This window comes from Streptomyces sp. NPDC028991, from assembly GCF_055564775.1.
In genome coordinates, this window is sequence record NZ_JBVHVP010000032.1 from 40,092 (window position 1) to 57,495 (window position 17,404).

Genomic DNA, 17,404 nt, shown 5'->3' on the forward strand with positions numbered 1-17,404 from the left:
TCACCCCCATCAGCACAGATAGTGCAGAAACCCGCACTGACAGGGCAGGCTTCTGCACCGTCGGATGGTGGAGTGACGATCTTGCCCCCCGATCCCGACTTCAGCGCACTACGCGTGGAATTCGCACGCCTGCGGGGCGAACGCGGCTGGACCTTCGACGAACTCGCCAGCCGCAGTGGCCTGGCCCGCCGCACCCTCATCGACCTCGAACACGGCCGGACCCCCGGCAATCTCACCACCTGGCATGCCCTCGCCCACGTCTTCGACGTACCCATCGAGCACCTGCTCGCGGTGCTCTGCGACAACCACACCCCGCCCGGCGGCAACGACACCTGACCGACCGGCCACGCCCCGAAATTCGCGGCGCGGCGAATCACCCGAAGAGGCGAGAGGGAGTCGCACCCGCATACGCATCTCCGTGCATGTGTTCGCGAGTGCTGGACCGTTCGAGGGGCCCTCGGCAGTCATTACGCCGATTACAGCGTGTCGCCTGACACGGTCCGCGCATGCGCTCCCACCTCGCCCCTCTGCACGGAACCGCTCACACCGTGCGCCCCCGCAGACGGCCGCTGCGAGCAAATACCATCAGCCCAGACCGATTTCCGACTGCAGGACAAACCCGCCACTGCTGCGCCTGCGGAAACCCGACCGAGCTCTTCCCGCGCGCGGACCATCGACTCATCGCCTTGCACCCCGCAGAGCTGGCCGCTGCCGTAATCCCTGAGGACTGCCGCTGGCATCTCAGCGCAGGCATCGCCCACCCCAGCGGTGACGGCGTCCCGTGGTGCCGAATCCCGCACCGACTCGTCTGCCCCTGCCGGACGGAACCGTCGCGGCCCTGGACTCACCTGGACGCCCTCCGTCTCCGGCTCGCCCTGCGGACCCGCCGCTTGATCGATACCGGCCTGCCCCACGGGCACGGATCTGTGCGCCCGCTACCTCGCCGCCACTCGCCGCCCGCGCCAGCACCGCGGGGAAGCGCTGCGCTAACGGAGCAGACAGGCACACACCCGGTTCTGGTCCAACTTCTGTGGAGCTCTCACGCTCTGTAACCTGCCGGGACGATGGCCCTTCGTGACTCGTTGACAGACCTGTTTGGGATCATGCCCACATGGACTTCGACCTCGCCCCACCGACCGGCGTTGGCCCGTTGCGGATCGGTATGACTCGGCACGCGGCCAACACGGCGCTGGACTCGCTCCGCGATCTTTCCGCGGTCTCGGAGTCTGATCGGCCGGGGCAGCACGTCTTCCGTCCCAGCGGACTGATGATCAGCATCCACTGCATGCGAGACATGCTTGAAGCCATCGAGTTGGGAAGGCCGTCGGGTCTGATGCAGGTTCGGGTGACAGGTTCGGTCACGCGGCCTGGAGGGCCGGTGTGGTCCTGACGGTCTCGAATTCTATGGAGGTCAGCCGGCCGAGTGAGGCTTGTCTGCGGCGCCGGTGGTAGGTCCGCTCGATCCAGCTCACGATCGCGATCCGGAGTTCTTCGCGGGTGGCCCAGACACGGCGGTCGAGGACGTTCTTCTGCAGCAGGCTGAAGAAGGACTCCATGGCTGCGTTGTCGCCGGCAGCTCCGACCCTTCCTATCGATCCGGCCATCCGGTGGCGGTCGAGCGCCCGGACGAACTTCCGGGAGCGGAACTGCGATCCGCGATCGCTGTGCAGAATGCACCCGTCGACGTCTCCACGCCGGGCCACGGCATTGTCCAGGGCGGTCACGGCCAGGCGGGACTTCATCCGCGCGTCGATGGAGTAGCCCACGATCCTGTTGCTGAAGGCGTCCTTGATCGCGCAGACATAGAGCTTGCCTTCGCCGGTGGCGTGCTCGGTGATGTCGGCGAGCCACAACCGGTTCGCACAGGTTGCGGTGAAGTCCCGGCGAACCAGGTCGTCGTGCACCGGCGGGCCGGCCTTCTTGCCCTTGCCGCGCTTCTTGCCGAACACGCTCCACCAGCGGTTGTCCCGGCAGATCCGCCACGCGGTCCGGTCCGCCATCACGGCCCCGGCGCCGCGCGCTTCGTCGGCCAGGAAGCGGTAACCGAACTCCGGGTCGTCACGGTGCGCGTCGAACAGCACGTTCGCGCGATACGCCTCCTCCAGCACGGCATCGGTCACCGGCTGGTCCAGCCACCGGTAGTAGGGCTGTCTGGCGAGCTTCAGCACCCGGCACGCAACCGTGACGGGCACCCCGTCCCCGGCCAGCTCCTTCACGAGCGGGTAGATCCTTTTCCCGGCAGATGGGCCTGCGAAAGATAGGCTGCGGCCCGCCGTAGAACCTCGTTCTCCTGCTCCAGCAGCTTGATCCGCCGACGAGCTTCCCGAAGCTCGGCGCTCTCGTGGCTGGTCGTTCCGGGCTTGGTCCCATCGTCGACGTCCGCGCGACGCATCCACTTCCACAACGTCATCGGATGGACTCCGAAATCGGTGGCCACCTGCTCGACCGTCACACCCGGACCGCGGTTCCTCGCAACCCGCACGACGTCCTGGCGGAACTCCTCCGGATAGGGCTTGGGCACAGCGACATCCTTCCCACCCGCCCCAAAGGGCAAGCCAGTTCAGATGTCACCCGATCGTGCGGCAGACCCTCTTTCGACCAGTGCTGGAAGTACGACAACGCGAGCCTGGTCCTCAACGGCAAGTCGACCCGCCTGGTCAAGGACGACGACAGCGGCAAGTGGCACCTCGCCGATGACGACGCCTCCACCGTGACCCGCTCCACCGGCGCCGACAACGGCGACGACAACGGCGAGTACTGGGCCGTCATCACCGGCGACGGCACCAAATACGTCTTCGGCAAGAACAAGCTCGACGGCGCCGGCACCCAGCGCACCAACTCCACCTGGACCGCCCCGGGTCTTCGGCGACGACTCCGGCGAACCCGGCTACAGCGCCGGCGACGCCTTCGCCGACCGCGCCCTGACCCAAGCCTGGCGCTGGAACCTCGACTACATCGAAGACACCCGCGGCAACGCATCCACGTACTGGTACACCAAGGAATCGAACTACTACAAGAAGAACAAGGCCACCAAGGCCAGCACCTCCTACACCCGCGGCGGATACCTCAACCGCATCGAGTACGGACTGCGCCAAGACGCCCTGTTCACCGACAAAGCCGACGCCAAGGTCACCTTCACCTACGCCGAACGCTGCACCGCATCCAACTGCGACAGCCTGACCAAGGACACCGCCGAGAACTGGCCCGACGTACCGTTCGACGCGATCTGCACCAAAGACGACGACGAATGCAACGCCGCCGGCACCTCCTTCTTCACCCGCAAGCGGCTGACCGGCATCGACACGTTCTCGTACAACGCCATCAGCAGCGCGTACGACCCGGTGGACTCCTGGGACCTGACTGGGCAGTACCTGGACGGCGGTGACATCGGCGACAGCTCCGACCAAGTCCTGACCCTGAAGTCGCTCAAGCGCACCGCGAAGGCCGGCGACACGGCCATCACGGGTGACCCGATCGCGTTCACCTACCAGATGCGGCCGAACCGGGCCGACGGCACCGACGACATCCTGCCTCTGACCCGTCCCCGGATCTCCACCGTCACCTCCGAGACCGGTGCGATTACCGAGGTCACCCTCTCGTCCCCGGAGTGCAAGCGCAGCGAGGTCCTGGACGCGGCGCCGGACACCAACACCCGCTCCTGCTACCCGCAGTACTGGCACATCAACGGCGCCGAGAACGCGGCGATCGACTGGTTCCACAAGTACCGCGTCAGCGCTGTCGGCGTCCACGACCCTGCGGCCAGCAATCCGGCCGTGGAGCACGCCTACTCCTACAGCGGCGCCGCCTGGCACCACAACGACGACCCGTTCACTCCGAAGGGTGAGCGGACCTGGTCGGACTGGCGCGGCTACCGCCAGGTCACCGCCTACACCGGCGCGGTCGGCGGCACCCGGGCCAAGACCGTCTCGCTGTACCTGCAGGGCATGCACGGTGACAAGAAGAAGGACGGCACCACCAAGTCCGTGACGGTGCCTCCGCTGCTCGACACGGATGTCGACTTCTCCGCTCCGTACGACAGCGACCGCTGGAAGGGAAGCCTGCGTCAGCAGGTCACCTACAACGGCAGCCAGCCCATCACCAGCGTCTTCAAGAACTACACCTACAAGAACACCGCCAGCCAGACGGTGCCGGACGCCGCCGACCACACCGCCCTGTGGGTTCGCAACTCCTCCACCTACACCAGTACCTACCTCACCGGCTCCAAGACCTGGCGCACCCACACCACCGGCCAGAAGTACGACGCCCTCGGCATGGTGTACGCCGCCGACGACTGGGGCCAGGCCGGTCTGGGCGGCGACGAAACCTGCACCCGCACCTGGTACGCCCGCAACGCGGATGCCGGCATCACCAGCTTGGTCTCCCGGACCCGCACCGTCGCCAAGACGTGCTCGGTCACCGACGCCAGCCTGAACCTGCCCGCCACCAGTGCCACCTCCGGTGACGTCCTTGCCGACGCCGCGGCCGTCTACGACAAGGCCGACGCCACCACGTGGCTGGCCACCCAGAAACCCACCAAGGGACAGGCCACCTGGACCGGCCGCGCCACCGGCTACACGGCCACCGCCGGCAGCGACGGGCAGCGGATGCCGTCCGGCTGGCAGACCACCGCCATCACGTCCTACGACACCCTGGGCCGCCCGCTGGCCGTCACCGACACCGCAGGCCGCACCACCTCCACCGCCTATACCCCCGCAGAGGCCGGCCCTCTCACCAGGACCCTCTCCACCGACCCCAAGGGCTACCGGTCGGTCAACTACCTTGACCCGCGCCGTGGCCAGGCACTGCGCAGTTACGACATCAACTCGAAGAAGACAGAACGGCACTACGACGCGCTCGGCCGGGTCACCGAGGTGTGGCTGCCCAACCGCTCCAGCGGCAGCCAGCTCCCGAACGTCAAGTTCGCCTACCACCTCGACAACACCAAAGCGTCCTGGGTGTCCACCTCCACCCTGACCAACAAGGACACCTACACCACCAGCTACGCCCTCTACGATGCCCTGCTGCGCCCCCTTCAGTCCCAGTCGCCCACTCCGCAGGGCGGACGGCTGCTGACGGACACGCACTACGACACCCGCGGCCTGGCCTACGAAACGTTCGCCGACATCTTCGACAGCGCCAGCACCCCCAACGGCACCTATACCCGCGCGGAGTACGGCCGCGCCCCGACTCAGACGGAGACCGTCTTCCACGGCGCCGGCCGGCCGACCAGCAGCACCCTGTACATCGGCGGCGTCAAGAAGTGGGCCACTGCCACCAGCTACACCGGTGAGTCCACCGCCACCACCGCCCTCGACGGCGGCTCCGCGCAACGCACCATCATGGACATTCGCGGCAACACCATCGAAACCCGTGCCTACGCTGGGGAAAGTCCCGCCGACGCCGATTTCGGCACCGGCCCTGGCGCCGGCTATACCTCGACGAAATTCACCTACGACCTCGGCAACCGTCAGAAGACGATCACCGGCCCGGACGGCGCCATCTGGTCCTACGGCTACGACCTGTTCGGCCGCCAGACCAGCGCCGACGACCCGGACAAGGGCAAGGCAACCACCCAGTACAACGCCCTCGACCAGGTCATCAAGGCCACCGACTCGCGCGGTAAGTCGATCCTGAGCGCCTACGACGAACTTGGCCGCCCCACCGGCACCTGGACCGGCTCCAAGACCGACGCAAATCAGCTCACCGGCTACACGTACGACACCCTCCTCAAGGGCCAGCCCACCTCCTCCACCCGCTACATCGGAGGCAAGACCGGCGCCGCCTACACCCAGACCATCACCGACTACGACAGCATGGGCCGCGCCACCCACACCGAACTGCGACTGCCCACCAGCGACCCGCTCGTCAAGGCCGGCCAACCGGCCACGATGCCTTTCGAGACCCACTACAACATCGACGGCACGCTGAAGCAGACCAAGGACCCAGCCCTCGGCGGCCTGCCGGCCGAAACCGTCGGCTACGACTACAACGACCTCGGCAACCTCACCGAGATCGGCACCTACCTCACCAAAATTGACTACTCGGCCCTGACCGAACCACAAATGCTCACCATGGGCACCGGCGAAGACCAGGTCTACATCGCCAACAGCTACGAAGAAGGCACCGGCCGACTCACCCGCAGCTACGCCCAGGACCAGACCCACCCCTATCAGCTGCAAGACCTGCACTACAGCTACGACCAGGCCGGCAACGTCACCGCCATCAGCGACCCCACCACCCTCGGCGGCACCAGCAGCGCCGAAACCCAGTGCTTCACCTACGACGCCCACCAGCGTCTGACCGAAGCCTGGACCCCCGCCTCCCAGAAGTGCACCGACACCCGCAGTGCCACCTCACTGTCGGGCCCGGCCCCCTACTGGACCAGCTACGCCTATAACACCGCAGGCCAGCGCACCACCGAAACCCAGCACACCAACACCGCCACCAAGACCACCTACTGCTACACCAACACCAAGCAGCCCCACACCCTGACTGGCACCACGACCAAGACGGACTGCACCGCCCCCGAGCGCACCTACACGTACGACGTCTCTGGTAACACCACCGAGCGTCCAGGCCATGCTGCAGACGCGATCCAGAACCTGGCTTGGTCAGACGAGGGCAAGCTCGCCCGCCTCACCGAAGATGACCAGTCCACCGACTACCTCTACAGCGCGGACGGCACCCTCCTCATCCGTGCCACCGAAAGCGGCGAACGCGTCCTGTACGCCGGCTCCACCGAACTCCACCTCCGTGCCGACGGCACCACCTGGGCACAGCGCTACTACGCAGCCGACGGCATCACCGGTGCCATGCGCTCCAACCAGACCGGCACCAACAAGGTCACCTTCCTCGTCAGCGACCACCATGGCACCTCCGGCCTTGCCATCGACCGACTCGACCAGGCATACACCAAGCGCTACACCACCCCCTTCGGCGAAGACCGCGGCCAACCCTTGTACGGTCCCTGGCCAGACGATAAGGGCTTCCTCGGCAAGACCCGCGACACCAACACAGGCCTCACCCACATTGGCGCCCGAGAATACGACCCCACCATCGGCCAGTTCATCAGCGCTGACCCACTCCTGGAAATCGACAAACCGCAGACCCTCAACGGCTACAGCTACGCAGCACAGAACCCCCTCACCTTCTCCGATCCCAGCGGAATGGGTCTCGCATGCGGAAAAGGCTTTGACATCCCCTGCCCAGAACGCCCCGACGGATCGCCAGGGAACGGGCGTCCGAACGAGGCTGCCACGGGGTCTGGCGGTAGTGGAGCAGGCAGTAGTGGCGAAACCTCCGGTGCGGCACCTGTTGCAACGCCAACGTGTGGCGTAGTACCTCTTGCGCCGTGCGGTGTGACACCGGCGGGACCCATTGTTGGTCCTCCGCCCATGTCAATGCCCTACATTCCTCCAGGTATCGCTCACCCCGATTACCTGGAAGCGCGTGACTGTGCGATCATGCCGATCCAGCTGAAATGCAATCCGCAGGATGCTGTTCTGGGTGGCGGCGACGATGACTTCCGCACCATTGGCCTCAAATGGGCTGCAGGTCTCCTCGATGGCAGTACGACCTACGGTGAGGACAGTCGGGTGGCCGCACAGGTTGGGATGAGTGATCTCACCGCTGCGCACAGGAAGGAGATTGCGCATAAATGGGCAGAGCTCGAAAAGAAGAAGGGGCAGTTGACGTCGAACTCCATCGGGGAAAAAGGCTCTAGAGCTGGGCAGTTCATGGCTGATCAGTGGTCCATTCTCACAGGAGATCACAACACTGCGACTGCCGTGTTGGGGTCTTATACTGCGAAGTATGAAATCTTGCGCGCCAACTCGACTGGCGTGCAAGCACGGATCACCATCGAGAACAGCATGACAATGTCGTCGTTCGCGCACATTGCGACTGGCTATGGGACGAGATCGGATAGAATGGTGCAAAAGGTTGATCACGACGGGATTGTCGCGCTCGGCGGTGCAGGCACCTCTCACTACATGAATATCTCGTTCCGAGTGGTTATCCCCAACTAGCTGGCGTGCTGTGCTGTGCTGTGCTGTGAAGTGAGGTCGGTCGGGGTGCTACCAAAGCACCCCGACCTCCGTTTTGGGAGAAGATGATGATGTGTGCTGTAAATCGTCGAGAGAATTCATTGAGAAAGTGGAGGCGAGGGCTCCTGTCGGTCGTGGTTTGCGCCGTCGGACTGTCTGGCTGTTACGCCTCGAGTGACTACGGTCGATATCCGGAAAGTGTCGACATTCGGCGAAAAGATGTGGTGCGCGAATGGGTGTCGGATAGTGCGAGTATTTCCTTTAGTGCCGACGGCTCCTTTTTCGCCAATGGTTTGACGTTGGAGTATTTTGAATGCTCTCTGGAGGGTGTACATGTGAAGTCCGGAGAGGGTGTATGGGAAATATTCAAGGGAAGTAATGGAAGCGAAATATCTGTGCGATTTGACGACGGCTGCTCTGGCGCGCTGTGGGCTGGAGAACATGATAAAGAAACGGTGCTATGGGGTTCCTATTCCGATCGTGATGACGTCTTGATCCTCGAATAGTTCCCGCAATGCCGGATGGCGAGATGAAGCTTTATTGGACAGTGCTTCCGGATAGGCTTCTGTCGGAGCCGCGAAACTTCCGGAGCCGAAACCGCTTTCGGCTGGCCGGTGACTACGTCACCCTCTGATGGGGTCAAACGACTTCCCAATCGACTCCGCCCAGGCCCACGCCCTGCACCTGGAGCTCCGCGACGTCTACGCCGTGGGGGAGGAGCACGAGGTCTTTGAGGCGTTCCTGCGCGACGGGAGCGTGCCCGCGGACGACTCGGAGTACTGGAGCGGGTGGCTGCCCCTGGTCCAGCGGACCGTCGCCCGGGGGGTGAAGGTCCGCCGGGCCCGGATCGTCTCCGAGCCCGTCACCGACTACATCCGCTTCGAGCACGCCATCACCGACGCCAACCTCCGCGCCGGCGAACAGGTCCGCTGGCTGCCCCGCCGCCGCGCCTCCACACTCGCCCTGCCCGGCAACGACTTCTGGCTCATCGACGACCGCCTCGTGCGCTGGAACATCTTCTCCGGCGACGGCCAGGCTCTCGAGCCCGACCACACCGACGACCCGCAAGCGGTCAAGCTGTGCGCTGAGGCGTTCCGCTCGGTGTGGGACCTGGCCACCGACCACACCGACTACCGCATCTGACCGACGCACGACCCAAGGGCCCCGCACTTCACGACGACCGCCTCCCCATCGTCCAGCGCACAGGCGGCCCGCGAGGCGCTCGCCGTGCGGCTCACGCACCTGCGCAAGGACGCCGGCCTCGTGCGGGTGGAGCCGAAACCGCCGGCGAACCGCCTCGGTTCCACCGCCGTCGCACGCGGCCGCTCTGCCCATGTCCCCTGGCTGGAGTGAAGGAGTAAGGGGCGGGCGGGATGGGCGGTACGGCCGCGGCCGGGGATCGGGGCGCGATCAGCCGGTTGCGCGTCGGCCGGGGCCTCCGCGCGTGCCATCGTGAGGCGGCGTCGTCAGGAGGGGAACGTCGGGGCGGGGAACTGGTAGCAGGTACGTATTCGTGGCCGGAGCTATTCCTCTCCTTGTGCCCGAGCACGGGAGACTGTCATGCACCCTGGCATACCGCCGGTCATGGACACCGAAGCGTTCTGGCGTGTGGTCGACACCGCGAAGGACGGTGACAAGCCGCTCAACGTCGCCGTCGCCTGCTTATGCCGCCCGGGGGTGGTGGCCCGGGCTGTTTTCCTACAGATGCGGGCTGTGAGGTCCTGATGGACGATGCCCGTAGGCGGATGTGCCGGCCCCTTTCTTCTTCGGCATCCCCTTTCCGATGGAGCGGCAGTGTCGCTATGGGCCGCTCACGCGAGTGTGGCTGTGCGAAATCTCCCATGGCCGCTCGTGTCGCGCACGTGAGACAGGAGCATCAACGGTGACTCAGACTGTGGACTTCGCTGGGCTGAACATGCCACTGGCAATTTCTGCTCCGCTGGACGGGCAGCACGCGTCAGCGGCTGTGGAAGGTGTGATCACTTCGGTGGAGTACACCGAAGCCGAGGGTCGCAGCGGCGGCGCCCCCAGTACCAGCTTCAACCGTCCGACGGGCGTGGTGGTTGCCCGGGACGGAACCTTGTTCGTCGCCGAAAACAGCGGCCACCGGGTACGGAAAGTATCCTCGGACGGCAAGATGTTCACAGTGGCCGGAGACGGCACGGCAGGTGACGAAGGTGACGACGGGCCCGCGGTGGACGCCCGGCTCCATGAGCCTTGGGGGCTCGCGTTGGACACCAAGGGGAACCTGTACATCTCCGAATACTCTCGAGTGCGCAAAGTGACTCCGGACGGCAAAATCACCACGGCGGTCGCCGACCTGAAACGGCCGAAGGGCCTGGCATGTGACAGTGCGGGGAACCTGTACTTCGCCGAATACGACACAAACCGGGTGCGGAAGGTGACTCCGGATGGCAAGATCACCACAGTGTCAGCCGACGCCTCACTCTACCGGCCCGAGGGTTTGTACCTGGACGAGATCGGCAACCTGTACATCGCCGACGATTCGCACCATCGAGTGCTGAAGTTGGACCCTGACGGCATCGTCACGACGGTTGCCGGCGCAGGGGCGAGCCCCGGCGTGCAGAATCTCGGCGACGGCGGACCGGCTATCAAAGCCGAGCTCTTCTGGCCCACCGGGGTCGTGCGGGACATCTACGGGAATCTGTACATCACCGCAAACGACCGGGTGCGGAAGGTAACGCCGGACGGCATCATCAACACCTTCGCAGGCAGCGATCTGGGGGGGGCCAGCAATTATTTCAGCGGGGACAATGAGCAGGCCACAAGGGCCAGGCTCAAGTACCCCACGGGGCTGGCACTGGACCCGTACGGCAACCTGTACATCGCCGACACCACCAACGGCCGGGTGCGGAAGGTCGCGGGTCCCCAGGAGCGGAGCCTGAAGATCCGACAGGTCGAGGCGCCGCAGGCCAGTCTCGGCGAGACCGTCAAGCTGACCGTGGAGATCACTGCCTACCGCACGGGGCAGGCCGTCGACGCGGGGAACGTCGTGCAGACGTTCACCGCGCCCAAAGGCTTCGCCTTCGCCGACTGGCCCACCTACTCCTACAACGGAAATGACGCCCGCAGAGGAAGCCTCGGCTGCTATTTCGAATCCGACCGCAGCGTCATGGTCGTCACCAGCAACCTGCACCTCAACACCCGCGCCAGGGACAAGGGCCCACTGACCTGCACCATCCCAGTCACAGCGGTCGCAGCGGTGGAGCCCAACACCTACCACGACGGGCAGTTGACCGTGGGCCGTCACCCAGGCATCCCGCTGAGAGCCACTGTCACGGAAGGTCCCCAGTTCACTGTGACGCCTACATCGCCGCCGGTGGAGATGGTGCCGGGCGGCGGCCCCAGGTACCCGGGGGTGGAAGTCCACCGAGCAGGACCAGTCCCTCCGCAGACCATCACCGCGCTCCTCCCTTCAGGAGCCGACTTCGCCTTCAAGCCCGAAAACGACGGAAAACACCAGATGACCGTGCTTTCGCGTAAAGCGACGAGAACAAAGAACTTCGACGCGGAACTGTCCGACGACGGGCAGACTCTGACCTGTCGGAATGTGGATCTCGACCTCTCGCAGCAGTATCCGCTCTCCGCCGTGTGGGTAGCCGTGACGGCTACCGCCACCGCGGCGACCGAAACTACTCATCTGACCTTCCGGGTGGGCGGCATCGAATCGGCCTCTACCGGCCTGAAGGTCGTTGTCAAGTAGACCGCCCCGACTTCCCGTCGGGCATGAAGCGCACCTTTGACCGGTTGCTTCCGGGGCAGGCAAGATGCCGCGGCTCGAAGACGCCTGACGGCATAGGCATAGGGCTCGCTCGGCCCCACCACCGAACGCCCCAGCATTTCCCACCACGCCCCGGGACGGGGAACCTCCACCGGCATCACCTCGACGCCCCGAAGTAACTCCGCTGCCGCTGTACCGGGCGCGGGCAGCGGGGGAGAGCACCCCGGTGCGGGCGTGGTCAGGGTGTGCCGTCCTCTCGCGGTGAGTCGTCCGGGTCCGGGGGTGTGGGTTGCTGGTGTGTGACCGGGCCGTGGTGGATGGTGCGGGTCATCTCCTGGTGGCCGCGGTGTCGCTGCTGGGGCTGGGGTTCATCTCACCGGCGCCGCCGGCCGCGCCGGTCGTGTGCCCGTGGCGGGTGCTGCGCCGGGGTGTGGGTGCCAGGGCTTCGACGGCGTCGCACCACTGGCTGAGGTCGGGTGCGGCGCTCAGTTCCTGGGAGCGGGCCAGGGCGCGGCGGGAGGCGCGGGCCCAGTTGTCGGGGTCCTGCAGGGAGGCGAGGGCGTTGATCCAGGCGTTGGGGTCGTCGCGGTAGGCGAAGATGCCGGCCTGGCCCAGTGATTCGACGAGGCCGGGGGTGGGGTGGGCGATCACGGGGATGCCGGAGGCGAACGCTTCCACCGCCACCCGTCCCCACGACTCGTACAGGCTCGGCATCAGCATCACCCGGGAGCGGGCGTAGACGTGTTCGCGCATCCGCTGTCCGGGCACCGAGTCGAGGACCTCGCAGTTCGGCAGGCGGGGCGGTGGCATGACCTGCTGGCCGTAGGCCCCGCGCACGCCGAGGAACTTCCACTGGGGTGTCCAGGCGGCGATCTGCCAGAACAGCTCGCCGCCCTTGTCCGCGTTCAGGTTGACCAGAGTCGCGCAGTCACCGGGCCGCGTACGGTATTCATCCGCGATGACGGGCGGGCGCACCACGATGCTGCGCTGGGGCAGGAATTCGGGAGGGTAGCGGGCGTATAGGATCTCTCCGTCCCGGCGGATCCACTCGCTGTTGTAGACGACCAGGTCGGCGCCCGCGGCGTTGTGGAAGGTCGCGGGGAAGTTGTCGTGGCAGATCACCGCCATCGGGATACGGCCGTCCCGGGCGAGGCCGGCCACCAGGGGCACGTTCTCGTAGTGGGACACCAGCACGTCCGCACGGCGGGCACGGGCGGAGAACTCGAGGCCCTCCTGGAACGGCACCACCCGCACCCCGTCGATCTCATACGTCTTCTCACTCTTGCCGGGGTGGGACAGCCAGACCTCCACCCGGTGACCGCGCTCGGCCAAAGGACGCAGCATCGAGTGCAGCATCCACTCCGAACCGGCGTTGTGGTCCGGCGGATACCCGTACACGCGCGCCACCACCGACATACACCGCCCAGCCGGTGCTCCCGCGGCGGGCAGGTACGAGCCGGTCGCCACCGTCCCGTCCACCTGCCGGTAGTCCCTGAACAGGGAAGGAGAGGCCGTCACCGCGCGCAACCACCGCAACGCGCCCGGGCGCGTCCGCGCCCCCTGCGCGGCAAACCCGGCAGGCGCGGTGGGTGCGGGAGGCAGGCAGTCAGGGTCGAGCGTCCGTCGCACCAGGCCAGAGACGTCTCGGGCATCCTTGCCGGCGAACATCGCGGCACGACGGCCGACGAACGAGATCAGGGTCTTCAAGCCGGCTTTCCTGCCGTCGGTCACGTCGTCTCCCAGATGGGGGTCAAAAGGACCGGCACGAAGCGCACCCACCACTGCAGTGCCGGGTCGCATCGATCCGGCCTCTCATCAGCCTTCCCGTTCGCCGCAGCAGCACCAGCGGCCTGCCAGAGCTGTCCCACGGCCAACCAGTGAGCACACCCGGGCACACGGACCTCACCCGGACGCCGGTCGGTACACAGCGCGCCCGCAGCATGCACGCCAGGCGCACTCGCTCCGGCGCACGCCCGGCGCATCCGCAAACCGATCACGCCCCCCACAGCGCCGGCCAGGCGGACGACTATCAGCACGACGCTGCCTTGGCTTCCTTCCCGGACGACCTGGCCCTGCGCCCCTGTCGGCCCCGGACAGCCTGAGCAGATCGAACGCCAGGAAGTGAGCCGGCCACTCCTCAGATGCCCGGACCGCGCCAGCCCCGCGCCGGGCAAGCCGGTTCTGCAACCGCTCGAACGCGAGGCGGCCCGCGGCGTCCCCTACGACCAGCTCGCCGTCCATCGCGGTCACATCCGGCAGCTGCACGGCCCCGGCCACGGCCTCCCAAACGCCGGCCCCATTTCCGTGCCGCGCCCGGAGCGCAGCACGGCCTGGCCCGAGTTGACGGAGACGGCTGCCCGAATCCGATCCACTTGGCCTCGCCCCCAACCAGCGGCAGATCAGGGCTGGGGACGGAGGCACTCAGCACCGGCTCCGGCAGCCTTCATGTCATCCCAGCTCCCTTCCACGTCTACGAGCCGGGCTGCTGCCGGAGATTCAGGAAGCAGCGCAGCCGTAGGCCTGGTTCGCCGGGCTCGTGGGTTGTGCGGTCCGCTGGTGCGATCGCCCACCGTGTAGCGAGCAGCTCCTGGACTGCGAACGCTGTCTCGTCATCGACGGCCGCGACCTCTACCACTGCAAGTCCCGGCTCCGCCACATGCCCGTCATTGATCGGCCTCATACCTGGCACGACGCCGCGTCACCTGCCGAAGTTCTCGCGTGCGGGCAGCGTCACCCGACCGGGTACGGCGCAACGCGCGAGCTGACCTCCGTCGTGTGCCCGCGTGACCGTACGGACGCCAGATCAGCCCGCCCCGCTCCGAGCAGCCGGACGCACGGACGAGCTCGACGGTGATGCGCAGCAGGAATGCCATGCCATGCCACGCCCGTCCCGGTACGACCATTGCACCCACACGGGCGGCGCACTCGCCAAACGCCTCTGAGCGCCCCCACGCGGGCCGATACCAACGGTGCATGCTCAAAACACTGCTGCGCGGCCTGGCCACCGCTTCCCTCGCCGTCCTGCCCCTCACCGTCTCTACGTCTGCCCATGCGGCGGAGAGCCTCCCCCTGACCGAAGCCGTCACGCGCCTGCCGGTGGCGGCCGAGTCCCGTGAGGGCTACGACCGGAGTGCCTTCAAACACTGGAACGCCGGCGCCGACCCCCGGGACGGGTGCAACACCCGCGCGGAGGTCCTGATCGTGGAGGCAGTGGAGGCGCCGACGGTGGGGCCTCGGTGCCGATTGTCGGGCGGTCGGTGGTGGTCGTACTACGACCAGCTGTGGATGACGTCGGCCTCCAGCCTCGACATCGACCACATGGTGCCACTTGCGGAAAGTTGGGATAGCGGTGCGTCCGGGTGGTCGGCGCAGCGTCGTGAGGCGTACGCCAACGACCTGGGCGCGACCACGAGTCTGGTCGCGGTCACGGCCCCCTCGAACCGGTCGAAGTCCGACCAGGACCCTTCGACGTGGTTGCCGCCGGCGGCCGAGGTGCACTGCCGGTACATCGCGGAATGGGTGGGTACGAAGCTGCGCTGGACCCTGTCGGCGGACGAGGCCGAAGTGGCGGCGCTGCGCGAGGTGGCGGCCGACTGCCCGGACCAGAGCGTGACGTACGAACCCGCCGCATAACCGAACGGCCTCAGCTCGCTGTCCGGACAGCGGGGCCTCTGCTTGTCCGGACTCTTGCTGTTTCTCGCCACTGTGGCGCATTGTGGCCGTACCACCGCGCGGCGTCTGCGAGACGGCGAGTGGTGACAGAAGCGGAAGCGGACAAGAGCCCCCTCGGGGTGCGGACACCTTCCCTCGAGGAGCCGGCGTGCAGGCTGCCCGGGGAGTGGGTGTGGTGTGCGTCGGCGACCGGCTGGCCGCGCACACACTCTGTCCACGCCGTGGAGAAGTTGCGGGGAAATGCGACACCTTGTTACTTGTTGTCCACTTTTGCATGCCTCTCGGATGCAACACCCATGTATGCCACCCGTGCGTGGTGTTGACGCCCCGACAGCCTGCCAGGCCTTGCGGAGGTTGGGGCATGGCGTCTTTCCGCTACGGTGCGCCACCCCGCAGTGGATCGGTCCGTCACTCGAAAGTGAGTAACAGCAGGCTGGTTGCCGAGCCTTCGGGGTTCTGGCCTGGAGTGACCGTCTGGGGAATCAGGGCGGGGTTCCTCGTGACTGCCGGCTTCTGCTGTGAGAGGCGACGTCGGCCGTCGGGTGTCGGGATGTGGCTGGGGTCCGGTGGTTGGAGGTGCAGGTACCGCTGCTTCACCGGGCCCCAGCTATGGGACCTTGTGCCCGGGAAGGTGGTGGTTACTCCGTTTGTCCGGGGAGATGTCATGAGGCCGGACATGCCTGTGGGCCCCGGGTGTTCCCGGGGCCCACAACTGGCTTCCGTGTGGTGGTTTACCAGCGATACCAGCGGCCCTTGCGCCCGCCTGTGTCCGCGCTGCGCAGCACGAAGCCCAGCAGCCAGACGACCAGCACGATGACGGCGATCCACCACAGTGCCTTCAGTGCGAACCCCGCACCGAAGAGGATCAGGGCCAGAAGCAGGACGAGAAGCAGGGGAACCATAGTTATCAACCTCCGCTGCTCCTTGTGCCCGGCGATTCGAAGAACACGCAGCCGATCTTCCTGGTTTCTTCACCCTTCCTGCGGGAACTGGGCTCAGTTTCGTCGCCGACGTCCGCCTCCCGGCCGTCGGGCGTGTGCCCGTCCGCGCCTTTTCCGTCGCGCAGCTCGAAGCGGACGTGCTGGCCCATGCCGCGCTCGTCCGTGTTCGAGGCGGAGTCGATGCTGCGCTCACGCGGCTCCTCCGTTGCGGCTCGAGGCCACACCTCACCACCCACCCCCGAAAATCTATCTTTGTCGGAGTAGACATTGGTTAGTGGTGTGGTTATGGTTTCTCTCGTAACCCAGAGAGACCGCAGGGCCCGGCAGACATGAACTGCCGGGGAGAAGTACCGCAGTTGCAGTGCGCAGGACGGTGCGGTGGTGGAGTTCCGAAGCCAGGGTTGTTGCAGGACGGCGACGGGACTGACGGCCGGACCGGGTGGCCCGCAGTGATCAGGGGCCGCCGCGAGCAGTACCCGCTGTATCCGCAGTGGAATCAGTGAGCAGTACCTCGGTGAAGGCGTCGGCTGCGGGCGCGCGCACCGGGAGGTTCGGCAGTGGGGTTCCAAGCCAGAGCAGACGCAGGACGGGCGACGGGGCTGGCTGCCGAAGAGTGGCGCTGCAACAGGCCACCAGCAGTTCGCATCACCAGCAGTACCCAGTAGAGCAGTACCGGCAATGAGGGAATGAACGGAGGAAGTGGACGCCATCAGGATCGCCCGGGCGGCCTTTCGAGTCCGGGTACCGCAGGACATCGATAGTGAGGTGGTCTCCGGTCAAGCAACCGCGATCCCAGCATCCCCGGCAGCATTCCGGCCGGGTGTGCGGTGACAGAAGGCCGGCGCAGCAGTGGGGCCGGCAGATGGTGTAGCAGTTCCTTCGGGCCCTGGGGGGGGGGGGGGGGGGGGGCCCTCACACAGTTCCCAAAGGGGGTGAACGACAAACGACAAGGCTTTCGGGTAGTTCTGCAACAAAAAACCCCCCCCCCTCCCCCCGGGGAGGGG

11 protein-coding genes and 2 pseudogenes are annotated in these 17,404 nt (G+C 66.4%); 8 read left to right on the forward strand and 5 right to left on the reverse strand.

Annotated features, from left to right (window positions below):
- Positions 1-72: 72 nt before the first annotated feature.
- The 3 genes from ACZ4V1_RS33325 to ACZ4V1_RS33335 all read left to right on the forward strand — a co-directional run bounded on the left by ACZ4V1_RS33325 (position 73) and on the right by ACZ4V1_RS33335 (position 1,390).
- Complete coding sequence (locus tag ACZ4V1_RS33325) at positions 73-336, forward strand: helix-turn-helix transcriptional regulator (RefSeq protein ID WP_109031393.1); 264 nt, start codon at positions 73-75, stop codon at positions 334-336.
- A 170-nt stretch (positions 337-506) separates the two neighbouring features.
- Positions 507-1,052, forward strand: coding sequence for a DUF6083 domain-containing protein (locus ACZ4V1_RS33330; protein WP_468344018.1), 546 nt, complete (start codon positions 507-509; stop codon positions 1,050-1,052).
- A 59-nt stretch (positions 1,053-1,111) separates the two neighbouring features.
- On the forward strand, positions 1,112-1,390 hold the full coding sequence (locus tag ACZ4V1_RS33335) for a hypothetical protein (RefSeq protein ID WP_468344021.1): 279 nt from the start codon (positions 1,112-1,114) through the stop codon (positions 1,388-1,390).
- On the opposite strand, the gene ACZ4V1_RS33340 is transcribed toward ACZ4V1_RS33335, so the two are convergent.
- A protein-coding gene (locus ACZ4V1_RS33340) for an IS3 family transposase (RefSeq protein WP_468344024.1) occupies positions 1,359-2,521 on the reverse strand; the annotation gives its coding sequence in 2 pieces (ribosomal slippage) (positions 1,359-2,234 and positions 2,237-2,521; 1,161 coding nt in all). The two genes, ACZ4V1_RS33335 and ACZ4V1_RS33340, sit on opposite strands and share 32 nt — an antisense overlap.
- A gap of 72 nt (positions 2,522-2,593) precedes the next feature.
- Here ACZ4V1_RS33340 and ACZ4V1_RS33345 point away from each other — a divergent pair.
- The 4 genes and pseudogenes from ACZ4V1_RS33345 to ACZ4V1_RS33360 form a co-directional block, all read left to right on the forward strand.
- A pseudogene (locus ACZ4V1_RS33345) lies at positions 2,594-8,027 on the forward strand (RHS repeat domain-containing protein); the annotation flags it as partial.
- A 651-nt stretch (positions 8,028-8,678) separates the two neighbouring features.
- Positions 8,679-9,188, forward strand: coding sequence for a DUF6879 family protein (locus ACZ4V1_RS33350; protein WP_468344027.1), 510 nt, complete (start codon positions 8,679-8,681; stop codon positions 9,186-9,188).
- A 39-nt stretch (positions 9,189-9,227) separates the two neighbouring features.
- Positions 9,228-9,320: pseudogene (locus ACZ4V1_RS33355) on the forward strand (transcriptional regulator); the annotation flags it as partial.
- Positions 9,321-9,927: 607 nt separating this feature from the next.
- Positions 9,928-11,769: an NHL domain-containing protein gene (locus ACZ4V1_RS33360; RefSeq protein WP_468344029.1), complete on the forward strand. Its 1,842-nt coding sequence runs from the start codon at positions 9,928-9,930 to the stop codon at positions 11,767-11,769.
- Positions 11,770-12,114: 345 nt separating this feature from the next.
- Here ACZ4V1_RS33360 and ACZ4V1_RS33365 read toward each other — a convergent pair whose 3' ends face one another.
- Positions 12,115-13,494 carry a glycosyltransferase family 4 protein gene (locus ACZ4V1_RS33365; RefSeq protein ID WP_468344032.1) on the reverse strand — a complete coding sequence of 460 codons (1,380 nt, stop codon included), beginning with the start codon at positions 13,492-13,494 and terminating at the stop codon, positions 12,115-12,117.
- Between the two features lie 763 nt (positions 13,495-14,257).
- Entirely contained in the window at positions 14,258-14,467 is a 210-nt protein-coding gene (locus ACZ4V1_RS33370) for a DUF6207 family protein (protein WP_468344035.1), read from the reverse strand.
- 293 nt (positions 14,468-14,760) lie between these two features.
- On the opposite strand from ACZ4V1_RS33370, the gene ACZ4V1_RS33375 reads away from it, so the two are divergent.
- Positions 14,761-15,420, forward strand: a complete 660-nt coding sequence (locus ACZ4V1_RS33375; protein ID WP_468344038.1) for an HNH endonuclease family protein — start codon at positions 14,761-14,763, stop codon at positions 15,418-15,420.
- A gap of 770 nt (positions 15,421-16,190) precedes the next feature.
- Here ACZ4V1_RS33375 and ACZ4V1_RS33380 read toward each other — a convergent pair.
- Positions 16,191-16,361, reverse strand: a complete 171-nt coding sequence (locus ACZ4V1_RS33380; RefSeq protein WP_031106884.1) for a hypothetical protein — start codon at positions 16,359-16,361, stop codon at positions 16,191-16,193.
- A 5-nt stretch (positions 16,362-16,366) separates the two neighbouring features.
- Complete coding sequence (locus ACZ4V1_RS33385) at positions 16,367-16,549, reverse strand: hypothetical protein (protein WP_468344042.1); 183 nt, start codon at positions 16,547-16,549, stop codon at positions 16,367-16,369.
- Positions 16,550-17,404: the final 855 nt, after the last annotated feature.